We start from the raw sequence: 20,062 nt of genomic DNA on the forward strand, positions 1-20,062 counted from the left end.
TTACATAAAACATTAAGAGTTGAGCACGGGCAAGAAGCGGGAAGCGGGGCGGAAGCGTTACACTACGCCTTATGATGCCTGCTTCCTTCTTTTCGTCGCCGCGCCGCCGTACCGTCATCTTTGTCGCGGTCATCGGCGCACTGCATTACGTGGCGCTGGAATGGCTCACCTCGCATGCCAGCATCGTGCCGCTGGGGCAGGATCATGCACAGGTGGTCAGCATGGCCTTGATCGCCGAGCCGATCCAGCCCCTGCCGGCGGCGCCGCCACCGCCGCCCGAACTGCGGCCCGTGCCCAAGCCCAGGCCGCCGCCACCGCCGCCGCTGACGGAGCTGGCGTCGAGCGAAACGCCGCAGTTGACGGCGCCTGTCAGCGACGTGCCGGAAGGCCCGGCCACGACCGCGCCGGCTGCGGTGGCTGCGCCGGCCATCACGGCGCCCGCACCCGCCGTGGCAGCGGCACCCGTGCCGGCCAGCGCGCCGCCGCCACCGCCCGTCGAGCAGGCACGGCACTACAAGACGAATGCGCCCGCGTCGGCCCAGTTCGACCTGCACGTGGACCGGCGCGATGCGGACGGCACCAAGTGGCAGGGCGTGGCCGCGATGGCGTGGGAAAACCGGGGCGACGCGTATCAGCTGAAGCTGGAGGTGGGCTTGAGCATGCTGATCACGCGCATCAACCTGCTGGTGCTGACCAGCGAAGGCGTGATCGATGGCAGCGGCATCGTGCCCGTCACGGCCACGGAGAAACGCAAGGGCCGCGCGCAAACGGCCACGCATTTCAACCGCGACGCCAAGGCCATCACGTTTTCGGCCACGACGGCCACGGCGCCATGGCAGGAAGGGGTGCAAGACAAGGCCACGGTGCCGTTCCAGCTGGCCGCCATCGGCCGCGCCGACGTCAACCAGCTGGTGGGCAATATCGACATTCTCGTCGGCGAGGAAAAGGAAGCGACCGTGTTCCGCTTCCACCTGGTGGGCGAGGAAGAACTGGAGACCAAGATGGGGCGGCTGGTGACCTGGCATTTGCGCCGGCCGCCGAAGCCCGGCACGTATTCGTCGCAGCTCGATATCTGGCTGGCGCCATCGATGCAATGGTATCCGGTACAAATACGCAATACCGAAGCGAACGGGGCGCTGACCACGCAAACCGTGACCAAGATCTCCGTAAATGAATCAACAGGAAAATAAATGACCACTTTGACTACCTTGAAACGCATCCTGGCGGCCAGCCTGCTGGCCGCCACCCTGACGCCCGCCATGGCGGCCGACGAGCCCGTGGACCATCCCGTCATCAAGCGCCCGTACAAGCTGGCGCCATCGGCTGACCTCGTGTATTCGATCAAGGCCAAGCAGCGCGGCATTGCGCTGTCGGGCGAATCGGTCAGCAACTGGCGCGCCGGCGACGGCAAGTACTCGCTGCTGGCCGAAACCAAGGCGGCCCTGTTCGGCAAGATCCTCGAGCAGCGCAGCGAAGGCACGGTCGACGATTTCGGCCTGGCGCCGGCGCAGTTCGTGGAAAAGCGTTTCCGCAAGGAAGCGGCCACCACCACCTTCAAGCGCGACAGCAAGACCATCGTCTTCAGCGAGGGCGATGACAGCTATCCGCTGAAAGGCGGCGAGCAGGACCGCAACAGCACCGTCTGGCAACTGGTCAGCGTGGCGCGCGCCGCGCCCGAAAAATTCACGCCCGGTTCGGAATGGAGCTTCTTCGTTGCCGGCCGCCACGACGCCGAACCGTGGACCTTCAAGGTCGTCAAGCAGGAGACCGTCGCCACCGGCCAGGGTCTGGTGGAGGCCGTGCACCTGGTCAAGGCGCCGCCGCCGGACAAGAAGGGCCAGCAAGTGGACCTGTGGCTGGCGCCGTCGCTGGAATGGTATCCGGTCAAGGTGACGTTCGCCGATGAAGACGGCGACTACGTCGAGCAAACCTTGCAAAAGATCGTCAAGAAGTAAGTGTTCACTAATGGTTTGGGTCCAGGCATGCCGCGTTTGGTCCCCCATTTCATCCTCCTGGCCCGGCACGGCGCACCGGCCGTGTTGCGCCGTGTCCGCACCTCCCCCTCCCATGCGCTAAATTGCATGTCAGAACTGATATACTGACGCCCCCGCCCCGCAGCGCCGCGTTAGCCCGCAGCGCCGCCCGCTGAACACTCATCCGGAAAAGAATGATTGATATAATGGCAAGTGCAGCCGTGGCTACGGATGCAAATCAGACAGAGCAAGAGCATCACGATTCCTTGCAGGCGCATTTCCAGCCCAATATTTCGGCCGACGAGATCGAGCAGGTATTTCACTTGAAGCGGGCGCAGCCCCTGCTGCAAGTGTTTACGGCCCTGTTCCACGGCGGTTTCGATGGCGTGCTGGTGCGTCTGCTGGTGTTGCGCGAACTCGCGTCCGATGCGGCCACGTCCGCCTATACGCGCGCCGATATCAATACGAAACTGGCGTATCTGTTGCCGGAAAGCTTGGAAACGGTCTTGCTGCGCCTGCGCTCGAACCAGTTGCTGGCGTGGGATGCGCAGCAGGGCGTGTACCGCGTGACGCCGATGGCGCGCAATGTGCTGTCCGCCATCGACAGCCTGCTGGGCCTGGGCCAGACGGAAGATGAAGCGGAAATGGGTTTCCTGCTGTCGCAGGTGGCGGGCGCGCAAGCCGTCGGCGGCGTGTCGGTCGAGCAACTCCAGCATTTGCTGGGCCGCCTGGTGGACTTGACGGAAGAATTCTCCGACGCCATCGCTTCCGGTTCCGAATTCCGTTTGCGCACGGCGCAGGCGAAGTGGAACATGGCGTGCGACTGGGTCGAGAAGGGTTCCGAGATTCTTGTGGCGATTACTTCCGACGAAAACGCGGACAGCGCCACGCACAAGGCGGCGCAGGCGATTGGCCGCGCACAAAGTAAATTGTTGAACATGCAAGGCATGTTTTCGCGCGCCCTGAACCAGATCGAGCGCCAGCGCGTGCACCTGGGCCAATCGGGCCTGTCGACCACGGACATCAAGCGCTGGCTCTTGCTGCATGACGACCTGGCCAGCCTGGCCGAGGGCGCCATCGACCAGCCCGTCGTACCGCTGTTCTCCACGCCGGCCGAGATGATCGACGTGGCGGAAACGGAACTGCTGTCCGAACGGGCGGCAGGCGTCATCAACACGGGCCTGCCCAGCGGCGAGGACGCGCCCACCACCATCAGCGACGGACCCGCCATGCAGCTTGAACTCGATGACTTGCTCGAACGCCTGTCGAACTTCGCCAGCCTGGGCAATTTCCCCAGCATCGGCGAAGAGGGGCCGAAATCGGTGCCCGTGCAGGACTCGCTGCTGCCGGCCAGCTTTGCCGTGGCCTCGTACCGCGCCTCCATGCTGCCGCTCTTGGGCGACGTGTCCGAAGCGAGCTTGCAGGGATCCACGGCGGAACTGGCCCGTCTGCCGATTACCTTTACACCGACCGACGAGATGGTCCAACTGACCGACCCCCACGTGGCGGCCATGTCGATCGCCTCGCTTTCACTGAATGTTTCACTTGATTTAGATAGCGGCACCGCCGATGAATGACGATTCCCAAATCCTGATTGCGCGCCTGCTCACGCATCAAACCCTGCGCCGCGACGACAAGCTCGTCAAGCGCGTGCTGTCCGACGAGCTGTTCCGCGCCGAGATCGATGCGCGCCTGCTGGCCTGCGGCCTGAAACTGCTCGACAACGTGTATGCCGACCATGTCACCCTGGCCCTGACGCGCACTATCGAGCCGAAGATCTTCGGCGCGCGCGACGTGTGGCAAAACAATAATTTCGGCCTGGCGCGCGATGGCGTGGCCTTGCTGGTGGTGCTGTGGGCGCAGATCATCCTGCCCAAGCGCGAACGCCAGGAAACGCACCAGCACGCGGACGACGACCAGAACGATATGTTCGGCACGGAAAAGCCATTGCCGCGCGCGGAAGACGCGTCGATCGGCATTTCCTACAAGGCGCTGCTGTCCGACTTCGGCGACAAGCTGGGCAAGAAGACGCGCATGGACATGAACCTGGGCACCCTGGCCAAGCTGGGCTTTATCGAGCGGCGCGGCGATTTCATCCTGGAAGGTCCGCTGCTGGACCTGATGATGGACACGGACGTCTTGAAAGAGCGCATCATCAATGGCGCCCTGGCCGACGTGTTCAAGCGGGCACCGGCACGCCTGGTGGCCGTCAGCGGCGATTCACTGCTCGACGCCGACCTGGCAGACGACCTGTCCGCCGACATCGGCGACCTGCCTGACGCCGGCGACGAGCCCGCGTCCGACCTCCCTCACTGAAAGCGCCCATGTTTCATATCAAATCACTTGAACTGGTGCACTGGGATTACTGGCAGCGCATCAAGAATATTCCGCTCGACGCGAAAATCATCACCATCGCGGGGCAGAATGGCTCCGGCAAGACCACCTTGCTCGACGCCTTGCGCACTCTGTTTGGCCTCGATTGCTCGATGGGCCGCACGTATAAACACTATGCGCGCCACTCGGGCCAGCAGACGGCCTGGCTGCGCGCCGTGGTCGACAACAAGAACGTGGGCAAGCAGCTGTCGAACCGCCCGTTCCGCAGTTCCGGCTTCTTCAGCGACGATGAAGTGACCCTGTTTTGCCAGATCCAGAAGAACGGCGGCGACTGGAAGCGCCAGTATCTGATGCGTCCGGGCAATGTGCAGATCGAGGACATCACGGATGCCAACGACTGGCTGGGCGTGGAAAACTACCGCAAGCGCCTGGCCAATGCGGGCCTGTCGCCCGCCATGTCGAAGGTGCTGGCGCTGGAGCAGGGCGAGACGGACAAATTGTGCGAATATGCGCCGCGCCAGCTGCTCGACCTGGTGTTCCAGGTGTTTGGCGACAAGGAAGTGCTGGACGCCTACGACGAAGCCAAGCGCCACCAGCGCGATACGGAAGTGGAGTTGAAACGCTTCGAGACGGAACTCGAGGCGTCGAAAACCAACCTGGAAGGCTTGCGCCTGCGCGTGGCCAATTACCACCAGTGGGAAGGGCTGCATAAAGAGCGCCGCAACCTGCTGGAAGAAGTGCTGCCCAGCTTGCAGTACCACGAGGCGCGCGAAAAGGCGGCCATCGCCAGCCGGCAATTGCGCGATGCGCGCAAACCGATGGCGCAGGCGGACCAGCAGCTGACCGATAAACGCAATGCGCTGGCCGCGCAGGCGAAGGCCCTGTCCGACGCACAGATGAACGAAACCCTGCTGGAACAGGAATCGATCGGCTTGCAGAGCCGTTTGTCCCTGATCAATAGCAAACTGAAACCGCTGGACAGCCTGCTGGAACAGAAGGAACGTCTGCACAAGCTGGCGGCCGACTCGGGCAGCGACATCGCCGAAGTGGCGGCCCAGCTGGAGCAGAAGGAAGCGCAATTGCTGCAGCAGCGCCAGCAGCGCGACGCCCTGTCGGCCCGTATCGCCGCTGAGCAGGCGACGATTGCCGCGCTGCAAGGCAAGACGGCCATGCCGGAGCCGGACAATGTGCGCGGCATGCGCCGCGCGCTGCGCGACGCGGGGATCAGCCACGCCATGCTGTCGGACATCGTCGAAGTGACGGACAGCCGCTGGCAGGGCGCCGTCGAAGGCGTGCTGGGCGGTTACGCCTCGGTGGTTCTGCTGGACAAGGCCAAGGATGCGGCTGCCGCCTACCGCCTGGCCGAGAAGGAACGCTATCGCCACTTCATCGTGCCGGACCTGGTCACGGCGCCGGTGGCAAAAGACGAAAGCTTGCTGGCGGTGGTGAAATTTTCCGCGCCCGTGCCCAGCTGGCTGATCGAGCAGCTGTCGCGCATTTCCCGCGTCGACTCCGTCGAAGCGGGTTTCAAGCTGGGCAACCACGAAGAGTGGATCACGCCCGAGGCGTATCACCGCGAACGCCGCGGCGGCCGCTCGCTGTTCGTGGAAGCGTCGCGCTACCGCTTCGGCCAGGCTGGTCGCAGCGGCCGCCTGGAAGCGCTGCTGCGCTCCTTGCCGGGCCTGGAAGGCCAGGAAGACACCTTGACCCTGGCGATCTCGAAGCTGGCGGCAGAAGTGGGCGCCTTGAAAGCGCGCATCGCCGGCGTCGACGCGGCCAAGGAACTCAGTGCGCGCCAGGAAGAATTCGCCGAAGCGCTGCGTAACTCGAAGCCGCTCAAGGAAGAGCGCCTGGAAGTGGGCGGGCGCCTGGGCGAGCTGCAAAACCTGACGAAGAACGCCACCGTGGCGCGCACGCGTGCCGATACCGTGTGGCAAAACGCGCGCCTGGCCTTGTCGGAAGCGGAAGCCGGTTCGCGCCTCGGCTACAAGAAGCAGATCGAACAGCGCGCCGAGCATGCGCGCGCCTTGCTGGCCCTGCGCCATGCATGGCGCCACTTGCCGAAAAGCTGGCGCCGTCCCGCACGCCGCGCTGCCCTTGTGGCCGAGCACCAGAATGCGCACCAGGTCGATCTGCGCGTGGCCAGCCTGCAAAACAGCCTGGCGCGCGACGACTGGGAACTCGACGCCACCGTCATCGACCAGCATCACCGCCTGTCGGACCAGCTGCATGGCCGCCAGTCGGAAACGGACGAGCGCCGCTACCAGAACAACCGGGCCATCGAAGCGACGGGCAATGCCCGCGGCGCCTACATGGAGCGCTTGCGCTACACCATCAAGACGTACAGCAAGAACATCAAGGAGCTGGGCGAACTGGCCGGCATCGAAGTGCATGCCGACCCCGTGCGCCTGGAAAACGACGATGTACAGCTGTCGCAGGCGGGCTTGCATGTGCGCTTCAAGTTCGACGGCAAGGGCGTGATCGGCATGAATGACGGCGAAGCGTCGGGCGGCCAGCAGGTCATGAAGTCGCTGGTGTTGTTGATCGGCTTGCTGAAATCGGAAGACGGTTCCGGCGGCTTCGTCTTCATCGACGAACCGTTTGCCCACCTCGATATCCGCAACATTCAATTGGTCGGCGAGTTCCTGAAAAACACGGAAGCGCAATACCTGATGACGACGCCGTTGACGCACAACACGGATGTCTACGATCCGTCGGAGCTGACCTTGATCACCAGCAAGAAGAAAAAGGATACCCAATGGGCGCAACCGATTTTCGTGCTGCAGCGCCGGGTCGATCCCGTCTCGGGCAAGGCGGCATGATGCTGGTGCGCACCTTGCTGGCATCTGCCGCGCTGGCGCTGGCGTGTTCGGCGCCGGCAATGGCCAACGACGGCATCGGCTCGGTCGGTACCGGCGGCATTATCGTCGGCAAGAGCGACGCCGTGGCCATGAAAAAGGAGGTGCTGACGGTCAGCCCGGACTTGATCAAGGTCGAGTACGAGTTTCTCAACGAATCGAAAAGCGATGTGGAAGAGACCATCATCTTTCCGCTGCCTGCCTACGAGGCCGGCTACCACCAGTCGCCTACGTATTACGGCCAGCCGCAGCAGTTCTCGATCGAGGTCGACGGCAAGCGCAAGGATTACCAGACCGTGCTGGTCGCCAAACTCGACAGCCGTGACGTGACGGCGCGCCTGGCGCAGCTAGGCCTGTCGGACGCGCAAGTCGCTTATTTTCCGTCGTTCAGCCCGTTCGAAAAAAAGGTGGCGCCCTTGAGCGCCGCGCAGCAAAAAGCCATGATCGCCGAAGGCTTGCTGGCCAAGCTGTCCGAAGACGAAGAATGGGTGCCAGCCTGGTCCGTGACGGTGGTTTACCAGTGGCGGCAGAAATTCCCTGCTGGAAAAACGGTGCGCGTGCGCCATCAATATGCGCCTTTCGTGGCCGCCGGCCCCGGTGCCTCCTACTTGGGCGACGGCAAGGAGTTTGAGCAAAAGTATTGTGGCGACAAGGCTTTCTACAAGACGTGGAATCGCCTGGCGGCGCAGCAAGGCGAGAGCGGCTTCGTCAATGCCAAATGGGTCTCGTACATCCTGAAGACGGGCAACACCTGGAAGAATGGCATCGAAGACTTTACCTTGAACCTGGTCAAGGGCAAGCCGGATGAGCTGATCAGCCTGTGCTTCCCCGGCACGTTCACCAAGATCAATCCCACCACCTTGCAAGTCAAGCTGCGCAACTTCCGCCCGCAGCAGGATCTGAACGTATATTTCGGCAATGTCGAGAATGGCAGCGGGAATACGGGCGAGGCGCCTGCGTTGCGTAGCAATTACTTGCTGACGAAATAGAAAGAACGCGCCTTGGAAACTGCTGCTCATCAGCACCCACTGCGTATGCTGTTCCCGGGCGCGCTGCTTGCCGTGCCCGCCGCCCGGGCCGACAGTGATGGCGCTTCCAGCAAGCCGGCGCGCGCCTGGAAGCGATCCTGGACCCACGCGTGAGTATGCAGCCGGCACTGGCAGCGCGGCTGCGCGCCATCGTCAGGAGCACGCCATGGTGCATGCAGGCCCTGCACGCCGTTGCGCAGCTGGGCTTGCCGGACTGCTGCATCGGCGCCGGCGCCGTGCGCAATCTCGTGTGGGACGCCTTGCACGGCTATGCGCATCCATCGGCATTGAGCGATGTTGACGTGGCGTATTTCGATGCGCATGATTCAAGCCCGGAAAGCGAAACGCAGCTGCGCCAGCGCCTGGCCACCTTGCTGCCGGGCGTGCCGTGGGAGGTGTGCAACCAGGCCAGGGTGCACCTGTGGTTCGAAGACGAGTTTGGCTACGCCGTACCGCCCCTGCTGTCGCTCGACGACGCCATCGCTACCTGGCCCGAGTTTGCCACCTCGGTTGGCATCTATCTGCAGCCTGACGGCGAGATCGGCATCGTCGCGCCGCATGGCCTCGATGACCTGTTCAATATGGTGGTGCGGCGCAACCCGGCGCGCATCAGTCTGGATGGCTATGCGCAGCGCCTGGCCAGCAAGGACTATGCGGCGCGCTGGCCGCGCGTCACCATCATCTCCCAAGCAAGTGATGGTGTAAAACGCAATTAAATGCACTATGGATACAGATTGCCTATAATTACCAATTATCCAATAGTATTCTTCTGATCTGATGTCCCTATCGATTTCCCCGCCGCTGCGCCGCATCGGCCGCCTGTTCTGCCTTTCCTCCGCCCTCGTGGCGCCCGCCGCCTGGGCCGACAGCTATACCGATTTCCAGCAAGCCAGCGCGCGCCTGGAAGCGATGATGGCCAAGGCGACGCCACAAGGCGGCTTGCCGCGCCTGGGCGACCCTGATGTGGCAGCGTTGTTTGCCCGGATGACCGATGCGCCGCGCCTGTTCCAGGCGCCCGTCGCGGCGCTGCAGGACATGAACCAGAGCGTGGCCCTGTGCGAGCGTGCCACCAACGTGGGCAAGGCCTATTACCAATTTGGCCTCGCGCTGCCGCTGCCGCTGTCGGGCGCCGCATTGCAGCAGGCGCGCAAGGAGCAAGTGACGCAGAACCTGGCCAATTATGGCGATGAAATGAGCACCATGTTCGCCTTTGGCCTGCATTGCCATGCGCACTTGATCCGTCTAATGGAGCAGGAATTCAGTCACCAGCCGGGGCAGGAGGTGAGCGGGGCCGAGCGCATGCGCGCGCGCGCCTTCAACAAGGGATCGGGCACCATGTTTGCGAACGTGGTGCAGTTCGTGCAGGTGGCGTTCTGGAACGTGGCGCAAAAGAAAATGATGCTGGAAGCGGCCGCGCAGCACGCCACGGCGAACGCGGGCCTGATGGCGCCGCCCTTGCGCGAGCGTCTGCTGAACAGCCTGGCGGATGCGGACAAGGACCTTGATCCCGCCTTGGCGCCGGCGCTGGCGACGATCCGCCAGGCGCTGTCGGTGACGACGTGTACTGGCCTGTGCCAGTACTATTGACGGGATGACTTACTCGGGCGCCTGCAGCGGCTGGTTGCGCTGGCGCCAGCGCACGAGGCCCCACGCATACACGGCGTAGTAGCCGATGACGAGGCCGTAGGCGGCCATGGTCAGCGCGCTCTGGCCAAACGGTGGCGGCGGCACGGGCACGTCGAGGCGCGAGTTCAGGTAGATTTGCATGCCGCGGTACAGCAATCGGGCGATGAACAGCATCGTGATGGTCAGGCCCAGGTAGCGGTGCTGGGTAAAGAAAAAGTCCTTGCCGACGTGTTCGAAGCGCGTCAGCTTCAAGCCCAGCACGCCCAGCCAGCCGCCGGCCAGGGCAGCGGCGCCCAGGCTGGACAGGGGCAGGACGTCGAATTTCGTCGTCGTCGCCAGGAACAGCAGCAGCGCGGGAAACGCGATCGCCACGGTCCAGTGCCGCCACAGCTGCGATTTCTGGCGCGCCACCAGTTTTTTCAGGCGCGAATAAATACGCCAGACCAGCAGCGGGACCAGTAACAGCAGGGCGAGGGTGGTGGTTTCCATGTATGCAATCGGGTACGGGTAAAACAGCGATTGTAAGCCAGATGGGGACGGGCGGCGATGCTTGTCAAACGGCAAAGTTGCATGTTGACATTTACATGGCATGCAAGCACTATGCCCTGTCACGCCATGCCGTGGCCGCGGACGCCAGGCCGGCAGGCAAATATGGACAGGCGGCGGGCATCTCGTGGTATGGTCTTCTTTTGTCCACCGGGAGGCCAGCCATGTCCATCATCCATGCCCACCGCGCGCCCGACCCGGCGCCCGTCGATGAACCCATGCCGGCGCCGGAGCCGCAAGAAGCGCCCGGGCACCATCCGGGGCCCGTGCATCCGGTGCCGCAGGACGATCCCGTACCGCACCCGCATCCCAGTTAATCTCGTCAAGAAAGGCTGTTTTAGATGGCAATTGTCAAGGAAGTCTACACACGCAAAGTCAGCGGAGAATCGTTCGACTATGAACTCGATTACACCCAGGGCGCGGACGTGGCCTGGATTGCGCGCGTGTACCACGACGGCGTGCTGAAAGGCTCGCCGCACGGCGCGCTGACGGCCAACGTGCTGTCCGGCCCCGCGCTGGAACAATACCTGCGCGCGTACGTCGAAGGCATGATCGAGCGGGGGCTCGACGTGGCCGAGTAAGCTCGCCTTTGCGGCAGAGCAAAGAAAAAGGGCGCCGAGGCGCCCTTTGTTGTTTCTGGCGGCGTCGGATTACGCGACTACGCCGCTAATCCGACCTACGCTCGATCTAGTCGAATGCCCACGTATATAAAACGTCCAGGGCATTGTTCGTGCCCGTCTGGAATTGCAGGGTGATGCGGCGGTTCAGCTTGTAGCGCAGCTTGACCAGGCTCGTCGCCGTGCTCGTGCCTTGCTCGAACGTCAGGTAGGCGCGCGAGGACAGGCGCTTGCCGACGGTGACGACCGTGCTTTCCAGCCCTTGCGCCTGCGACAGGCCCACTTCATCGAGTCCCAGCGAACTGGCCAGCTTGCCCTGCAAGCCGCCGCCGGAGCCGCCGAAGAGGGCGCCTGCAGCCGTCGTCAAGAGGGCCATTTCATCGCCGGCCGCCGTTTCCGCGCCGTGGCCTAGGATCAGCCAGGCCAGCTTGTCGCTGTCCGAGACGCTTGGCGTGGAGACCAGCTTGGCCGTCGGCGCCTGGGCCGTGCCGCGCACTTCCACGCCCGCTTCCACATTCGTTTCCGACAAGGCTTCGCCCTCGGGGCGCTTGCGCACGGCGAGGATGTTCAGGGACGGGTTGTCGTAGGCGCCCGTGAAGGCGATCAAGCCCCGTTCGATGGCCAGTTTCTGCCCATATGCCGCATACAGGCCATTGACGACCCGGATGCTGCCCGTCACGCGCGGCGCGGCGCGGTTGATGACCCTGGCGCGCACATTGCCCGCCAGGTCCGCATCGATGCCCATGCCGCGCAGGTGGAAGGCATTGCCCAGGTCGAACTCGAGGTCGATATTCAGGGGGAGCGAAGGCGCTTCCTTGCCGCCCTTCACTTCCTTGCCCAGCACCACCACGTCGCTGCTTTGCGTCGGCGTGTCTTGCGGCGCCAGCTCGATCAGCGCGCGGTTGGCCTTGAACTTGCCCTCAAAGCTGAAGCGCTTGTCATTGCGTACCAGGGTGCTGTTGCCCGACAGGATCAAGGTACGGTCGGGGCGCGACAGCGCCTGCAGTCGGTCGGCCATCAGTTTCAGTTCCAGGCTCGCTTCGCCATTCGCAAAGCGTACCCAGCCATCTGCCTGCACCTTGCCATCGCCGCCGTCAAAGCTCAGGCGCTGCAATTGCAATTGATCGCCGGCCAACTTGGCTTGCAGCACGCCATTGCGCAATTTCAAGCCCTGGTCGGCCCAGTTCACCAGCAGCTTGCTGCCGTTGATGTCGCCATTCAATTGCGGCGCGCCGATGGTGCCGCTGCCGGCCAGCGCGACCTTCAAGGCACCGCCCAGTTCCAGGCCCGGCTGGCCCGTCAGCGGCGCCAGCCACGCCAGCGAATCGATGCTGGTGGTGCCCGTCAGCGAGAGGGCGCTGTCGTTGCTGATGCGCCCGCCCAGCATTTGCACGGTGGCATTGATGTCGCTCTGGCCCGCGCGCGCGCCATCGAGTTTCACGGCCAGGCGCAATTGCTGGTTGGCGACATCCACGCGGGCATCCAGGGTGCGCAAGCCCAGCGCCAGCGGCTGTTCCACGCCTACCGTCACGTCGCCTTTTTCGCGGTAGATATGCAGCATGCCGGCCAGGGACGGATCTTTCTGCTTGGCCGTCGGCACCTGCATGTCGAGCGACCACTGCGCGCCCAGGGTCAGGTCGCTGCGCGCATTGGCCTGCAGCGCGGGGATCACTTGCGCCAGGTAGGTCAGCGCCACGCCGGCCGCCTGGCCGGAACTGGTCCAGCGGGGGCCGTTCTTGACCAGGTTTTGCATGGTGATGCTGCCTGCTGGCAATTTGATGACGGTGTTGCCCACGCTGATCTGCTCGGGCTGACCGAGGCCCGCCACGCCGCTGCCGGCAGGACCGGCCACCTTGACGGGCACGGGCGCTTGCAGCACCAGCGCATAGCGGCCCTTGTTTTGCAGGCTGTCGATGGTGCCCGTCCAGCCGGCGCCGCTCTGGCTGCCACGGACTTGCACGGTGGCGTCGAAATCGTCGTTGCGCGCCGCCAAACTCACCGTATGGCTGCCGCGCGTGCCCGTCGTCCCCAGGCGGGCGCTGGCCAGCTTGAAGGTGGGCGTGCTGTAGCCCGTGATGTCCAGGCTGCTGACCATGGGGTCGAGCGCGCCCTGGCCGGCGCCCACGCTGGCGCTGCCTTTGATGGATTTCAGTTGCTGGTCGCCAAAGAAGGTCAGGTCACGACCATCGAGCGTCAGTTGCGCGGCGGGCGCGTCCATCTTGCCGCTGACGGAGCCGGCTGCCTGCAGCACGCCGGCAAAGCGCGGACCCAGGGTCGACAGTTGCGGCGCATCGAGTTTCCACGTCAGCTTGTCCGTGGCGCCGCCCAGCGCGCCCTTGGCCAGCAGGCTGTTCGGCCCCAGGCGCAGTTCCGTATCCACGTTGTCGATGCGTTTCACGTTGGCCGACAGCTTGGCGTAGCCGGCCAGCGGGGCGTTTTGCAGGGTCGATTCGCGCAGGGCCAGGTTGAGGGCCACTTGCCAGTCGCCGCTCAGGCGGCCGTTGCCGTTGAAATCCGCATTGACGTTGCCGTTGGGCAGTGATGCGCCAAACGCGGCCGGGTTGATCTTTTGCAAGGAACCCGTCATTTTCAGTTCCGCTTCCTTTTTCGGTCCCGTCAAGCCCACGTCGCCGCTGGCGTGGATGGCGCTGTCCGGCGCAGGGCGCTTGCCGCTGGTGAGACCCAGTCCTTTTGCATCGGCAACAAAGCTCGTGCGCGGCTGCTGCAGGGTGCCTTGCACCACGCCGCTGGCCAGCACGGTGCCCAGCAAGTCGCCCTGCAGGGCGGAAAGTTGCCGTGCATCGACATTCCAGTTCAGCTTTTCGCCGGCGCCGCCAAAGTTGCCCTTGGCCGTCACGTTGTTCTTGCCCAGTGCCAGCTGCACGTCGATGCCGCTGAAGTGGGCCGCATCGGCCGTCAGCTTGCCCTTGCCCGACAGGGGCTGGTCGAGCAGCTTGCTGGGGCGTACGGTGAAGTCCGCATTCGCCAGCCACTGGGGCGCCACGTGGCCATTGGCGCGCACGTCGAGGTTCAGGTCGGCCACGGGGAAGGCGCCGAAGTCGGCGGGATTGAGGCGGCTGGCATTGGCCACGGCCTTGAACGGCTGATCGTCCTTCAGGCTGATCTGGCCCGTCGCATTCACGCTGCTTTTGCCTGCTTGCAAGGTTGCCTTGCGCAATTGCACGAGCGAGTCGGCCAGGGTGGCTTCCACGTCCAGGCGCAGCTTGGCTTCACCCAGCTTGGCGCGCAGGGTCTGCGTCTTGCCATCGCTGTCGAGCACGATGTCGCCGACGATCTTCGTGCTGTTGATGCTGCTGTAAATGTGTTGCAAGTCGATCTTGTCGGTGTGCAAGGTCAGCTGCGCGTTGCCGATGGGGCCGTCGACAGCGTCGCGGTTGAGCTTGCCGCTACCCGTGAATTTGCCCGCGTTGCCGAAATCGATGATGGCCGACTCGAGCGTGGTGGCCGTCAGGGTGCCGCCCAGGCGCGCCTCGAACTGGCGCAGCGGCAGCTTTTGCTGGTCGATGGGGCCGGGCGTGGCGTGGTTGAGGATGGCCAGCTTGCCCGACACGGTTTGCGCGTTGGGCCGCGTATCGATGGCGGCATCGAGTTCCAGGCTCAGGTCCGCCTGCGGCAGGGTGGCGTCGAACTTGCCCGGATTGATGTTGCGGCCTTTGATGCTGGCCGAGCGCAGGATGATGACAGGGTCGAACGGCGCCAGCGCCAGCTGGGCATCGGCCGTGGCCGCGCCCGCGCTGCCCTTGGCTGTCACGTTCAGCACATTCAGGTCGCCGCCCAGTTGCAAGGCGAGGGCGGCGGGTTTTTCACCGGCGGCGGGGGTGAGCTGCGTCAAACTTGCCTTGCCGCCGAGTTTGAACGGTTGCGTGGCGGCAATCGTCGCGCTGGCCGTGGCCTGGCCGAAGGGCGTGAGGGCCGAAGCGTCTTCCAGCTGCCATTGCGTCTTGTCGCCCGACAGGCTGAAATGGATCTTTTCAAACACCGTGTTGCCGCCCGCGCTCACCAGCGTCACCTTGTCCAGGCGCGCGTCGCTGATGCCGATCTTGAACGGCGAGGCCAGGCTGGCAGGCATGGTCGATGGTTCTTCGGACGGCGCCGTGCTTTCCACGGACAGGCTGGCCACGTGCAGTTCGCTGATGGCGATGCCTTCCGAGAAGAACTGGAATGGCGACCAGTTGATATCGATGTTGTCGGCCGTGATGTGCTGCGTCTTGCTGCGGTAGCTGACGTGGCCCAGGTGCATGCGGTTGTACAGCGAGCCGGACACGCCCGACACTTCGATTTCGCCGCCGCTGGCGCTGGCCACTTTTTGCACCAGCATCTGCAAGGTCGATTCGCGGCCCAGGAACCAGAAGGCGCCGCCCAGCAGCACGGCCAGGCTGGCGACGGCGATCAGCACATAGCGCACCCAGCGGCGCGGTTTTTTCGCCGGCGGTGGCGGCGCGGCGTCGTGGGACTCGGTAGTAATATCGGACATCAGAAAGTGAATCCCAGAGAGAAGTGCAAACGGTAGGCGTGGACGGCGTGGCCATACGCCACGTCGACATTGATGGGGCCGACGGGGCTCTTGTAGCGCCCGCCCAGGCCATAGCCCGATTTCGGCGTCATGGCCGCTTTCACGGTATCGGCCGCGTTGCCGGCGTCATAGAAGGCGGCGATGGCCCACTTCGGCTTGAACCAGTACTGGTATTCGGCGCTGCCGGTGAGCATGTAGCGACCACCGATGGTGGCGTCGCCTTCCTTGACGCCCAGTTCCTGGTAGGCATAGCCGCGCACCGACTGGTCGCCGCCCGCGCGGAACAGGTAGACGGCCGGCACGCCGCGTTTTTCCTTCGAGCCCAGCGCGCCCATTTCGCCGCGCACGATCAGTTCGCCTTTTTCACCGAGCGGACGGTAATACACAGCCTTGCCGGCCACGCGCACGAAGCGCTCGTCCGTCAGCACGGGCAGCAGGGCGCCGCCCACCTGGGCGTTGATGACATAGCCCTTGGTGGGGAACAGCAGGCTGTCGAGGCTGCGCTTGGTGATGGCATAGGTCAGCGGCAAGCTCTTGCTGCGCGTCTGTTCCAGGCCGACGACGGTCTTGTCTTCGCTGAGGAACTCGAACGTCAGGCTGCGCTCGAGGTTGGTGCCACCCCAGTTGCGCTTGGCCGAGATGGTGGTCACGGCCGTGATTTCGTTGGAAATGTCGCTGCGCTCGAACGAGGCGCCCGCGCTGTCGTTGTAGCCGCGTTCGGTCGTTGGAAAGTAAAAATTGGCATGCGCCGCCTGTTTCTTCGTTTCCATGGTGATCGCGCTCTTGAAGCGCGTGCCCCACACGTTCAGGTTGTCATAGTTGAGCTGGGCGCGATTCCCCGTGTTCGTACTGAAACCGAGACCGGCGCTGACGTTCTGCTGCTTGTTTTCCGTCACGCGCACCACCAGCGGCAGCAGCGGCGCGGGGCCGCGGTTGACGGGCTTGGCTTCGGCGGCGGCGCTGGCACCTTCGACCTCGGCTTGCTGGCTTTCCTGGCCTGCTTCGATCTGCTCGTTGAGGATGCTGCTCATGTCGGCGCTCACTTCCACGCTGGCAAAATAACCCGTGTCCTGCAGGCGCGCCTGGAACGATTGCAGCGCCGATTCGCTGTAGTATTCGCCGGGGCGTATCTTGTCGAGGTTGCGGATGATGCTGGCATCGTAGCGTTTCAAGCCTTCGATGCGCAGTTCGCCGAAGCGCAGCTCGGGGCCGCTGTCGAGTACCACCAGCAAGGAGACCTTGTGCGTTTCCGGGTCGACCACGGCTTGCGTATCGACCAGCTGGGCGCGCGGGTAGCGCGTCTGCACCACTTCGCGCAGCAGGGCGCGCTTGGCCGATTCCCAGTCGGCCTGGCGAAACACGCTGCCCGTCTTCAACGACCAGCTGCGCTTCAGGGCTTCCGTATCGTAGGGTTCGCTGGCGGCCAGCGGCGGCGTGGGGTCGAAGCCGCGCAATTCCAGCTCGACCTTGTCGATGGTCACCGGCTGGCCCGGGTCAAGGTCGACGATGACGACCGGTTTGGCGCCCGTCGTATCGACGCGCACCGTGACGACGGGCGTGTAATAGCCGGCCGTGGCGACGAGGTTTTTGGCTTGCTCGGGGGTATCGCGCACGAGGCGTTGCAATTGCTCGCGGTCCATGCGCGGGTTGCCGCGGAAGCGTTCCAGATCCAGGTTTTTTTCGAGCAACTCATCGAGGTCGCCCGGTGCGTTGACCTTGACCTCGTACTGCAGCGGGGCGGGCGCCGCTTCCGTGGAAGGGGTGTCGGCGGCCGCGTCTTGCGGACGCTCTTGCGTTTCCTCCTGCGCGCGCGCCTGGACGGCCGGGCATGCCAGGATGACACTGCCGGCGGCCGCCAGTGTCAGTTGACCCATTACTTTTGTCACTACTTGTGCCAAAATCCGTGGTCGTATCGCCTTGCCGGCAGCCGTATGCCGTATGGGTCGTGCAGAAAACATGGTGCTCCAGATGAGTAAATGCTGACTGCATGTTACCGGAATAGGTAAACTGATGGCGGACGAATAAGTATTTTTTGCACCGGGAATCATGTTTCCCTGCGCACTATTGCAACAGATGAAAACATAGAAAGAAAATTTATGCTAGCAACGGACTCCGCACTGGTGCTCTTTAGCGGTGGACAAGATTCCACCACCTGCCTGGCCTGGGCCTTGAAACACTATAGCCGCGTGGAAACCATCGGCTTTGATTACGGCCAGCGCCATGCGATCGAACTGACCGTGCGTCCCGGCGTACTGGAACAGATGCGCCAGCAGTCGCCCGAATGGGATAGCCGCCTGGGCCAGGATCACATGATCGACCTGTCCCTGATTTCCGCCATTTCCGATACGGCCATGACGCAGAACGTCGAGATCGTCATGCAGGAAAACGGCTTGCCGAACACTTTTGTTCCTGGACGCAACTTGCTGTTCATGACCGTGGCCGCTACCGTGGCGTACCGCCGCGGCTTGACGGTGCTCGTCGGCGGCATGTGCGAGACGGATTTTTCCGGCTACCCGGATTGCCGTGACGACACGATGAAGGCCCTGCAAGTGGCCCTGAACCTGGGCATGAACACGCGCCTGAAGCTGGAAACGCCGCTGATGTGGCTGGACAAGGCGCAAAGCTGGGACCTGGCGGAAGACCTGGGCGGCCAGCCCCTGGTCGACCTGATCCGCAGCGGCACGCACACCTGCTACCTGGGCGAGCGGGGCGAGCTGCACGACTGGGGCTATGGCTGCGGCACCTGCCCCGCCTGCGCCCTGCGCGCGAATGGCTACCAGCAATACGCGGCGAGAAAGGCTGCAAAGCAGGCTAAATAAGCAGCTTGCGCCGTTTCTTCAAGCGGCGGTGAGGGGGACAAGGTCATGCTGTGGTTTTTGCCACAGGAGTACCTTGCCATGAAATCCCTCTTTGCCGCGCTGTACGGCCCCGCGTTCTGGGCCGGCTTCATCGGCGCCGCCAGTTACCTGATTGCGGTGTGTCATTATTCTCTCTGGGTCTTGCCGCCCTTGCTGCTGCTGGCCCTGCTCACTTCCTTTCTTGCCGAACGCTATCTGCCGTATGACGGCGCGTGGAACCACGATCACGGCGACGGCTGGCGCGACATTGCGCACGCGCTCGTCAATGAAGCGCTGTATCTGCTGGGCCTGGCTGCCTTTCCCCTGCTGGCCGGGCACCTGGCGCTGGGCGCATTCTGGCCAGTCCAGCTGCCGTTCTGGGCGCAACTGTTGCTGGCGATCGTCATCGCCGATTGCGGCATCACGCTCGTGCATTACCTGAGCCACCGCTATTATTTTCTGTGGAAACTGCATGCCGTGCACCACAGCGTGCAGCGCCTGTATGGCTTCAATGGCTGGATGAAGCACCCGCTGCACCTGCTGCTGGAAGCGGCGGGCGGCATGCTGCCCTTGCTGCTGCTGGGCATGCCGGAGCGTGTCATGGCCGTGCTGGCGTTTGCCGTGGCGATCCAGCTGTTGCTGCAGCATGCGAATGTCGACATGCGCATGGGCCCGCTGCGCCAGATATTCGCCTGGGCGCCATTGCACCGTTTTCATCACATGAAGTACGGCACGGCCGGCGACGTGAACTTCGGCCTGTTTTTTACCTGCTGGGACCGCTTGCTGGGCACGCGTTTCGATGCACCGGGCTACCGCATGCGGGGCGAGGACCTTGGCATCGGCAGCCGTCCCGATTATCCGGCCGCATACGGGGCGCAACTGCTGGAGCCGTTCCGCGCGGAAGAGGGCGTGCGCGCGCCCGAGTTGCCAGCTGGTTTGCGTAAAGTCATCAATCGAGCAGCTTGACGTCGAGCTGGCGCAAGCTGCGGTCGGCGCGCACGCCAAACAGGCTGCGCATAGTGCGCGAAAAATGCGCGGCATCGGCAAAGCCGGCGCCGTGGGCCGCCTCCGTCAGGGTACTGCCGAGCAGGATGAAACGGATGGCCAGGCGCAGGCGGCGCCACAGCACCAGGCGTCGCACGGGCAAGCCCAGCTGGGCGCTGAACAGGCGTTCCAGCTGGCTCAGCGACAAATGCGCCGCCTCGGCCACGGCGGCCGCGCTGACCTTGCCCGATAGCAGGGCATCGACTTTGTCCAGCGCGCGCTGCACGCGCGCGTCGGCGAGGATTTCCCTCGGTTGTGCCTGCAGCGCGGCGGCCAGGCTGTCCAGGCTGTGCGCGCCTGCGCTGGCGGCGGCGGCCAGCAAGGCCGCGCCACCCAGGCGCTGCGGCTCCGCATAGATGGTCAGTGTGAAAGCCGGCGCGGCCAGGATGGCGTGCGGGCGCAGGCTGTCGATCAGCAAGTGCCGCGCCGTGTGGACGATGCCGTCGAGCCTGGCCGTGAAGGGCGCGCCCGTGCTCAGCATCAGCTGGTGCGCATAATGGGCGTGGCTGTCCGTGGCGCCCGCTGCGCCATGCAAGATGGCAAAGTCCGGCGCCAGCCATAGTGTTCCCTGCCAGCTATCCTGCTGCAAACGCGACTCCCAGTTGATGGATTGCGGGGCGATCATACCAGCCGGTGGGGATGGTTTTCACGGCATCGAATTTTCC

The 20,062-nt window shown here is 64.0% G+C and carries 16 protein-coding genes; 12 read left to right on the forward strand and 4 right to left on the reverse strand.

Features of this window, described 5'->3' with window-relative positions; all coding sequences use genetic code 11:
* Positions 1-71 precede the first annotated feature (71 nt).
* The 8 genes from U0004_RS03950 (at position 72) to U0004_RS03985 (ending at position 9,780) form a co-directional block, all read left to right on the forward strand.
* A complete protein-coding gene (locus U0004_RS03950; protein WP_231958525.1) occupies positions 72-1,190 on the forward strand; it encodes a DUF3108 domain-containing protein in 1,119 nt (372 codons plus the stop codon).
* Positions 1,191-1,955, forward strand: a complete 765-nt coding sequence (locus U0004_RS03955) for a DUF3108 domain-containing protein (RefSeq protein ID WP_070257724.1) — start codon at positions 1,191-1,193, stop codon at positions 1,953-1,955.
* Positions 1,956-2,179: 224 nt separating this feature from the next.
* Positions 2,180-3,550 (forward strand): hypothetical protein, encoded by a 1,371-nt coding sequence (locus U0004_RS03960; RefSeq protein ID WP_092608970.1) that lies wholly within the window; start codon positions 2,180-2,182, stop codon positions 3,548-3,550.
* Positions 3,543-4,289 (forward strand): hypothetical protein, encoded by a 747-nt coding sequence (locus U0004_RS03965; RefSeq protein ID WP_070257725.1) that lies wholly within the window; start codon positions 3,543-3,545, stop codon positions 4,287-4,289. Before U0004_RS03960 ends, U0004_RS03965 begins: the two co-directional genes overlap by 8 nt.
* A gap of 8 nt (positions 4,290-4,297) precedes the next feature.
* Positions 4,298-7,129, forward strand: a complete 2,832-nt coding sequence (locus U0004_RS03970; RefSeq protein ID WP_070257726.1) for an ATP-binding protein — start codon at positions 4,298-4,300, stop codon at positions 7,127-7,129.
* Complete coding sequence (locus U0004_RS03975) at positions 7,126-8,154, forward strand: DUF4424 family protein (protein WP_167468625.1); 1,029 nt, start codon at positions 7,126-7,128, stop codon at positions 8,152-8,154. The genes U0004_RS03970 and U0004_RS03975 overlap by 4 nt, the downstream gene beginning before the upstream one ends.
* A gap of 155 nt (positions 8,155-8,309) precedes the next feature.
* Complete coding sequence (locus tag U0004_RS03980; RefSeq protein WP_231958535.1) at positions 8,310-8,909, forward strand: nucleotidyltransferase family protein; 600 nt, start codon at positions 8,310-8,312, stop codon at positions 8,907-8,909.
* A gap of 61 nt (positions 8,910-8,970) precedes the next feature.
* Positions 8,971-9,780 carry a hypothetical protein gene (locus tag U0004_RS03985; protein WP_070257727.1) on the forward strand — a complete coding sequence of 270 codons (810 nt, stop codon included), beginning with the start codon at positions 8,971-8,973 and terminating at the stop codon, positions 9,778-9,780.
* A gap of 9 nt (positions 9,781-9,789) precedes the next feature.
* Here the strand turns inward: U0004_RS03985 and U0004_RS03990 are convergent, their stop codons facing one another.
* Complete coding sequence (locus U0004_RS03990; RefSeq protein ID WP_034784345.1) at positions 9,790-10,308, reverse strand: hypothetical protein; 519 nt, start codon at positions 10,306-10,308, stop codon at positions 9,790-9,792.
* Positions 10,309-10,529: 221 nt separating this feature from the next.
* On the opposite strand from U0004_RS03990, the gene U0004_RS03995 reads away from it, so the two are divergent.
* Both U0004_RS03995 and U0004_RS04000 read left to right on the forward strand, forming a co-directional pair.
* Complete coding sequence (locus U0004_RS03995; RefSeq protein WP_167468626.1) at positions 10,530-10,682, forward strand: hypothetical protein; 153 nt, start codon at positions 10,530-10,532, stop codon at positions 10,680-10,682.
* Positions 10,683-10,706: 24 nt separating this feature from the next.
* Positions 10,707-10,946, forward strand: coding sequence for a hypothetical protein (locus U0004_RS04000; RefSeq protein WP_034753464.1), 240 nt, complete (start codon positions 10,707-10,709; stop codon positions 10,944-10,946).
* A gap of 106 nt (positions 10,947-11,052) precedes the next feature.
* Here U0004_RS04000 and U0004_RS04005 read toward each other — a convergent pair whose 3' ends face one another.
* Together U0004_RS04005 and U0004_RS04010 are read right to left on the reverse strand one after the other, a co-directional pair.
* Positions 11,053-15,477: a translocation/assembly module TamB domain-containing protein gene (locus U0004_RS04005; protein WP_070257728.1), complete on the reverse strand. Its 4,425-nt coding sequence runs from the start codon at positions 15,475-15,477 to the stop codon at positions 11,053-11,055.
* Positions 15,477-17,390: an autotransporter assembly complex protein TamA gene (locus U0004_RS04010; RefSeq protein ID WP_070257729.1), complete on the reverse strand. Its 1,914-nt coding sequence runs from the start codon at positions 17,388-17,390 to the stop codon at positions 15,477-15,479. The genes U0004_RS04005 and U0004_RS04010 overlap by 1 nt, the downstream gene beginning before the upstream one ends.
* A 222-nt stretch (positions 17,391-17,612) precedes the next feature.
* Here U0004_RS04010 and queC point away from each other — a divergent pair, with 222 nt between their 5' ends.
* Complete coding sequence (gene queC / locus U0004_RS04015; RefSeq protein WP_034784336.1) at positions 17,613-18,335, forward strand: 7-cyano-7-deazaguanine synthase QueC; 723 nt, start codon at positions 17,613-17,615, stop codon at positions 18,333-18,335.
* Between the two features lie 78 nt (positions 18,336-18,413).
* Positions 18,414-19,319, forward strand: coding sequence for a sterol desaturase family protein (locus tag U0004_RS04020; protein WP_070257743.1), 906 nt, complete (start codon positions 18,414-18,416; stop codon positions 19,317-19,319).
* Here the strand turns inward: U0004_RS04020 and U0004_RS04025 are convergent.
* Complete coding sequence (locus U0004_RS04025; RefSeq protein ID WP_070257730.1) at positions 19,303-20,022, reverse strand: helix-turn-helix domain-containing protein; 720 nt, start codon at positions 20,020-20,022, stop codon at positions 19,303-19,305. The genes U0004_RS04020 and U0004_RS04025 overlap by 17 nt on opposite strands.
* Between the last annotated feature and the right edge of the window lie 40 nt (positions 20,023-20,062).

The organism is Janthinobacterium lividum, assembly GCF_034424625.1.
GTDB lineage: Bacteria > Pseudomonadota > Gammaproteobacteria > Burkholderiales > Burkholderiaceae_D > Janthinobacterium > Janthinobacterium lividum.

Excerpts from the sequence above, each read along its gene's own strand:
- queC (WP_034784336.1), top strand. The coding sequence starts at position 17,613 with ATGCTAGCAACGGACTCCGCACTGGTGCTCTTTAGCGGTGGACAAGAT.
- U0004_RS03965 (WP_070257725.1), top strand. The coding sequence starts at position 3,543 with ATGAATGACGATTCCCAAATCCTGATTGCGCGCCTGCTCACGCATCAA.
- U0004_RS03980 (WP_231958535.1), top strand. The coding sequence starts at position 8,310 with ATGCAGCCGGCACTGGCAGCGCGGCTGCGCGCCATCGTCAGGAGCACG.
- U0004_RS04020 (WP_070257743.1), top strand. The coding sequence starts at position 18,414 with ATGAAATCCCTCTTTGCCGCGCTGTACGGCCCCGCGTTCTGGGCCGGC.
- U0004_RS04025 (WP_070257730.1), bottom strand. The coding sequence starts at position 20,022 with ATGATCGCCCCGCAATCCATCAACTGGGAGTCGCGTTTGCAGCAGGAT.
- U0004_RS03970 (WP_070257726.1), top strand. The coding sequence starts at position 4,298 with ATGTTTCATATCAAATCACTTGAACTGGTGCACTGGGATTACTGGCAG.
- U0004_RS03975 (WP_167468625.1), top strand. The coding sequence starts at position 7,126 with ATGATGCTGGTGCGCACCTTGCTGGCATCTGCCGCGCTGGCGCTGGCG.
- U0004_RS03985 (WP_070257727.1), top strand. The coding sequence starts at position 8,971 with ATGTCCCTATCGATTTCCCCGCCGCTGCGCCGCATCGGCCGCCTGTTC.
- U0004_RS03990 (WP_034784345.1), bottom strand. The coding sequence starts at position 10,308 with ATGGAAACCACCACCCTCGCCCTGCTGTTACTGGTCCCGCTGCTGGTC.
- U0004_RS03950 (WP_231958525.1), top strand. The coding sequence starts at position 72 with ATGATGCCTGCTTCCTTCTTTTCGTCGCCGCGCCGCCGTACCGTCATC.
- U0004_RS03960 (WP_092608970.1), top strand. The coding sequence starts at position 2,180 with ATGGCAAGTGCAGCCGTGGCTACGGATGCAAATCAGACAGAGCAAGAG.
- U0004_RS03955 (WP_070257724.1), top strand. The coding sequence starts at position 1,191 with ATGACCACTTTGACTACCTTGAAACGCATCCTGGCGGCCAGCCTGCTG.
- U0004_RS04000 (WP_034753464.1), top strand. The coding sequence starts at position 10,707 with ATGGCAATTGTCAAGGAAGTCTACACACGCAAAGTCAGCGGAGAATCG.
- U0004_RS04005 (WP_070257728.1), bottom strand. The coding sequence starts at position 15,477 with ATGTCCGATATTACTACCGAGTCCCACGACGCCGCGCCGCCACCGCCG.
- U0004_RS03995 (WP_167468626.1), top strand. The coding sequence starts at position 10,530 with ATGTCCATCATCCATGCCCACCGCGCGCCCGACCCGGCGCCCGTCGAT.
- U0004_RS04010 (WP_070257729.1), bottom strand. The coding sequence starts at position 17,390 with ATGGGTCAACTGACACTGGCGGCCGCCGGCAGTGTCATCCTGGCATGC.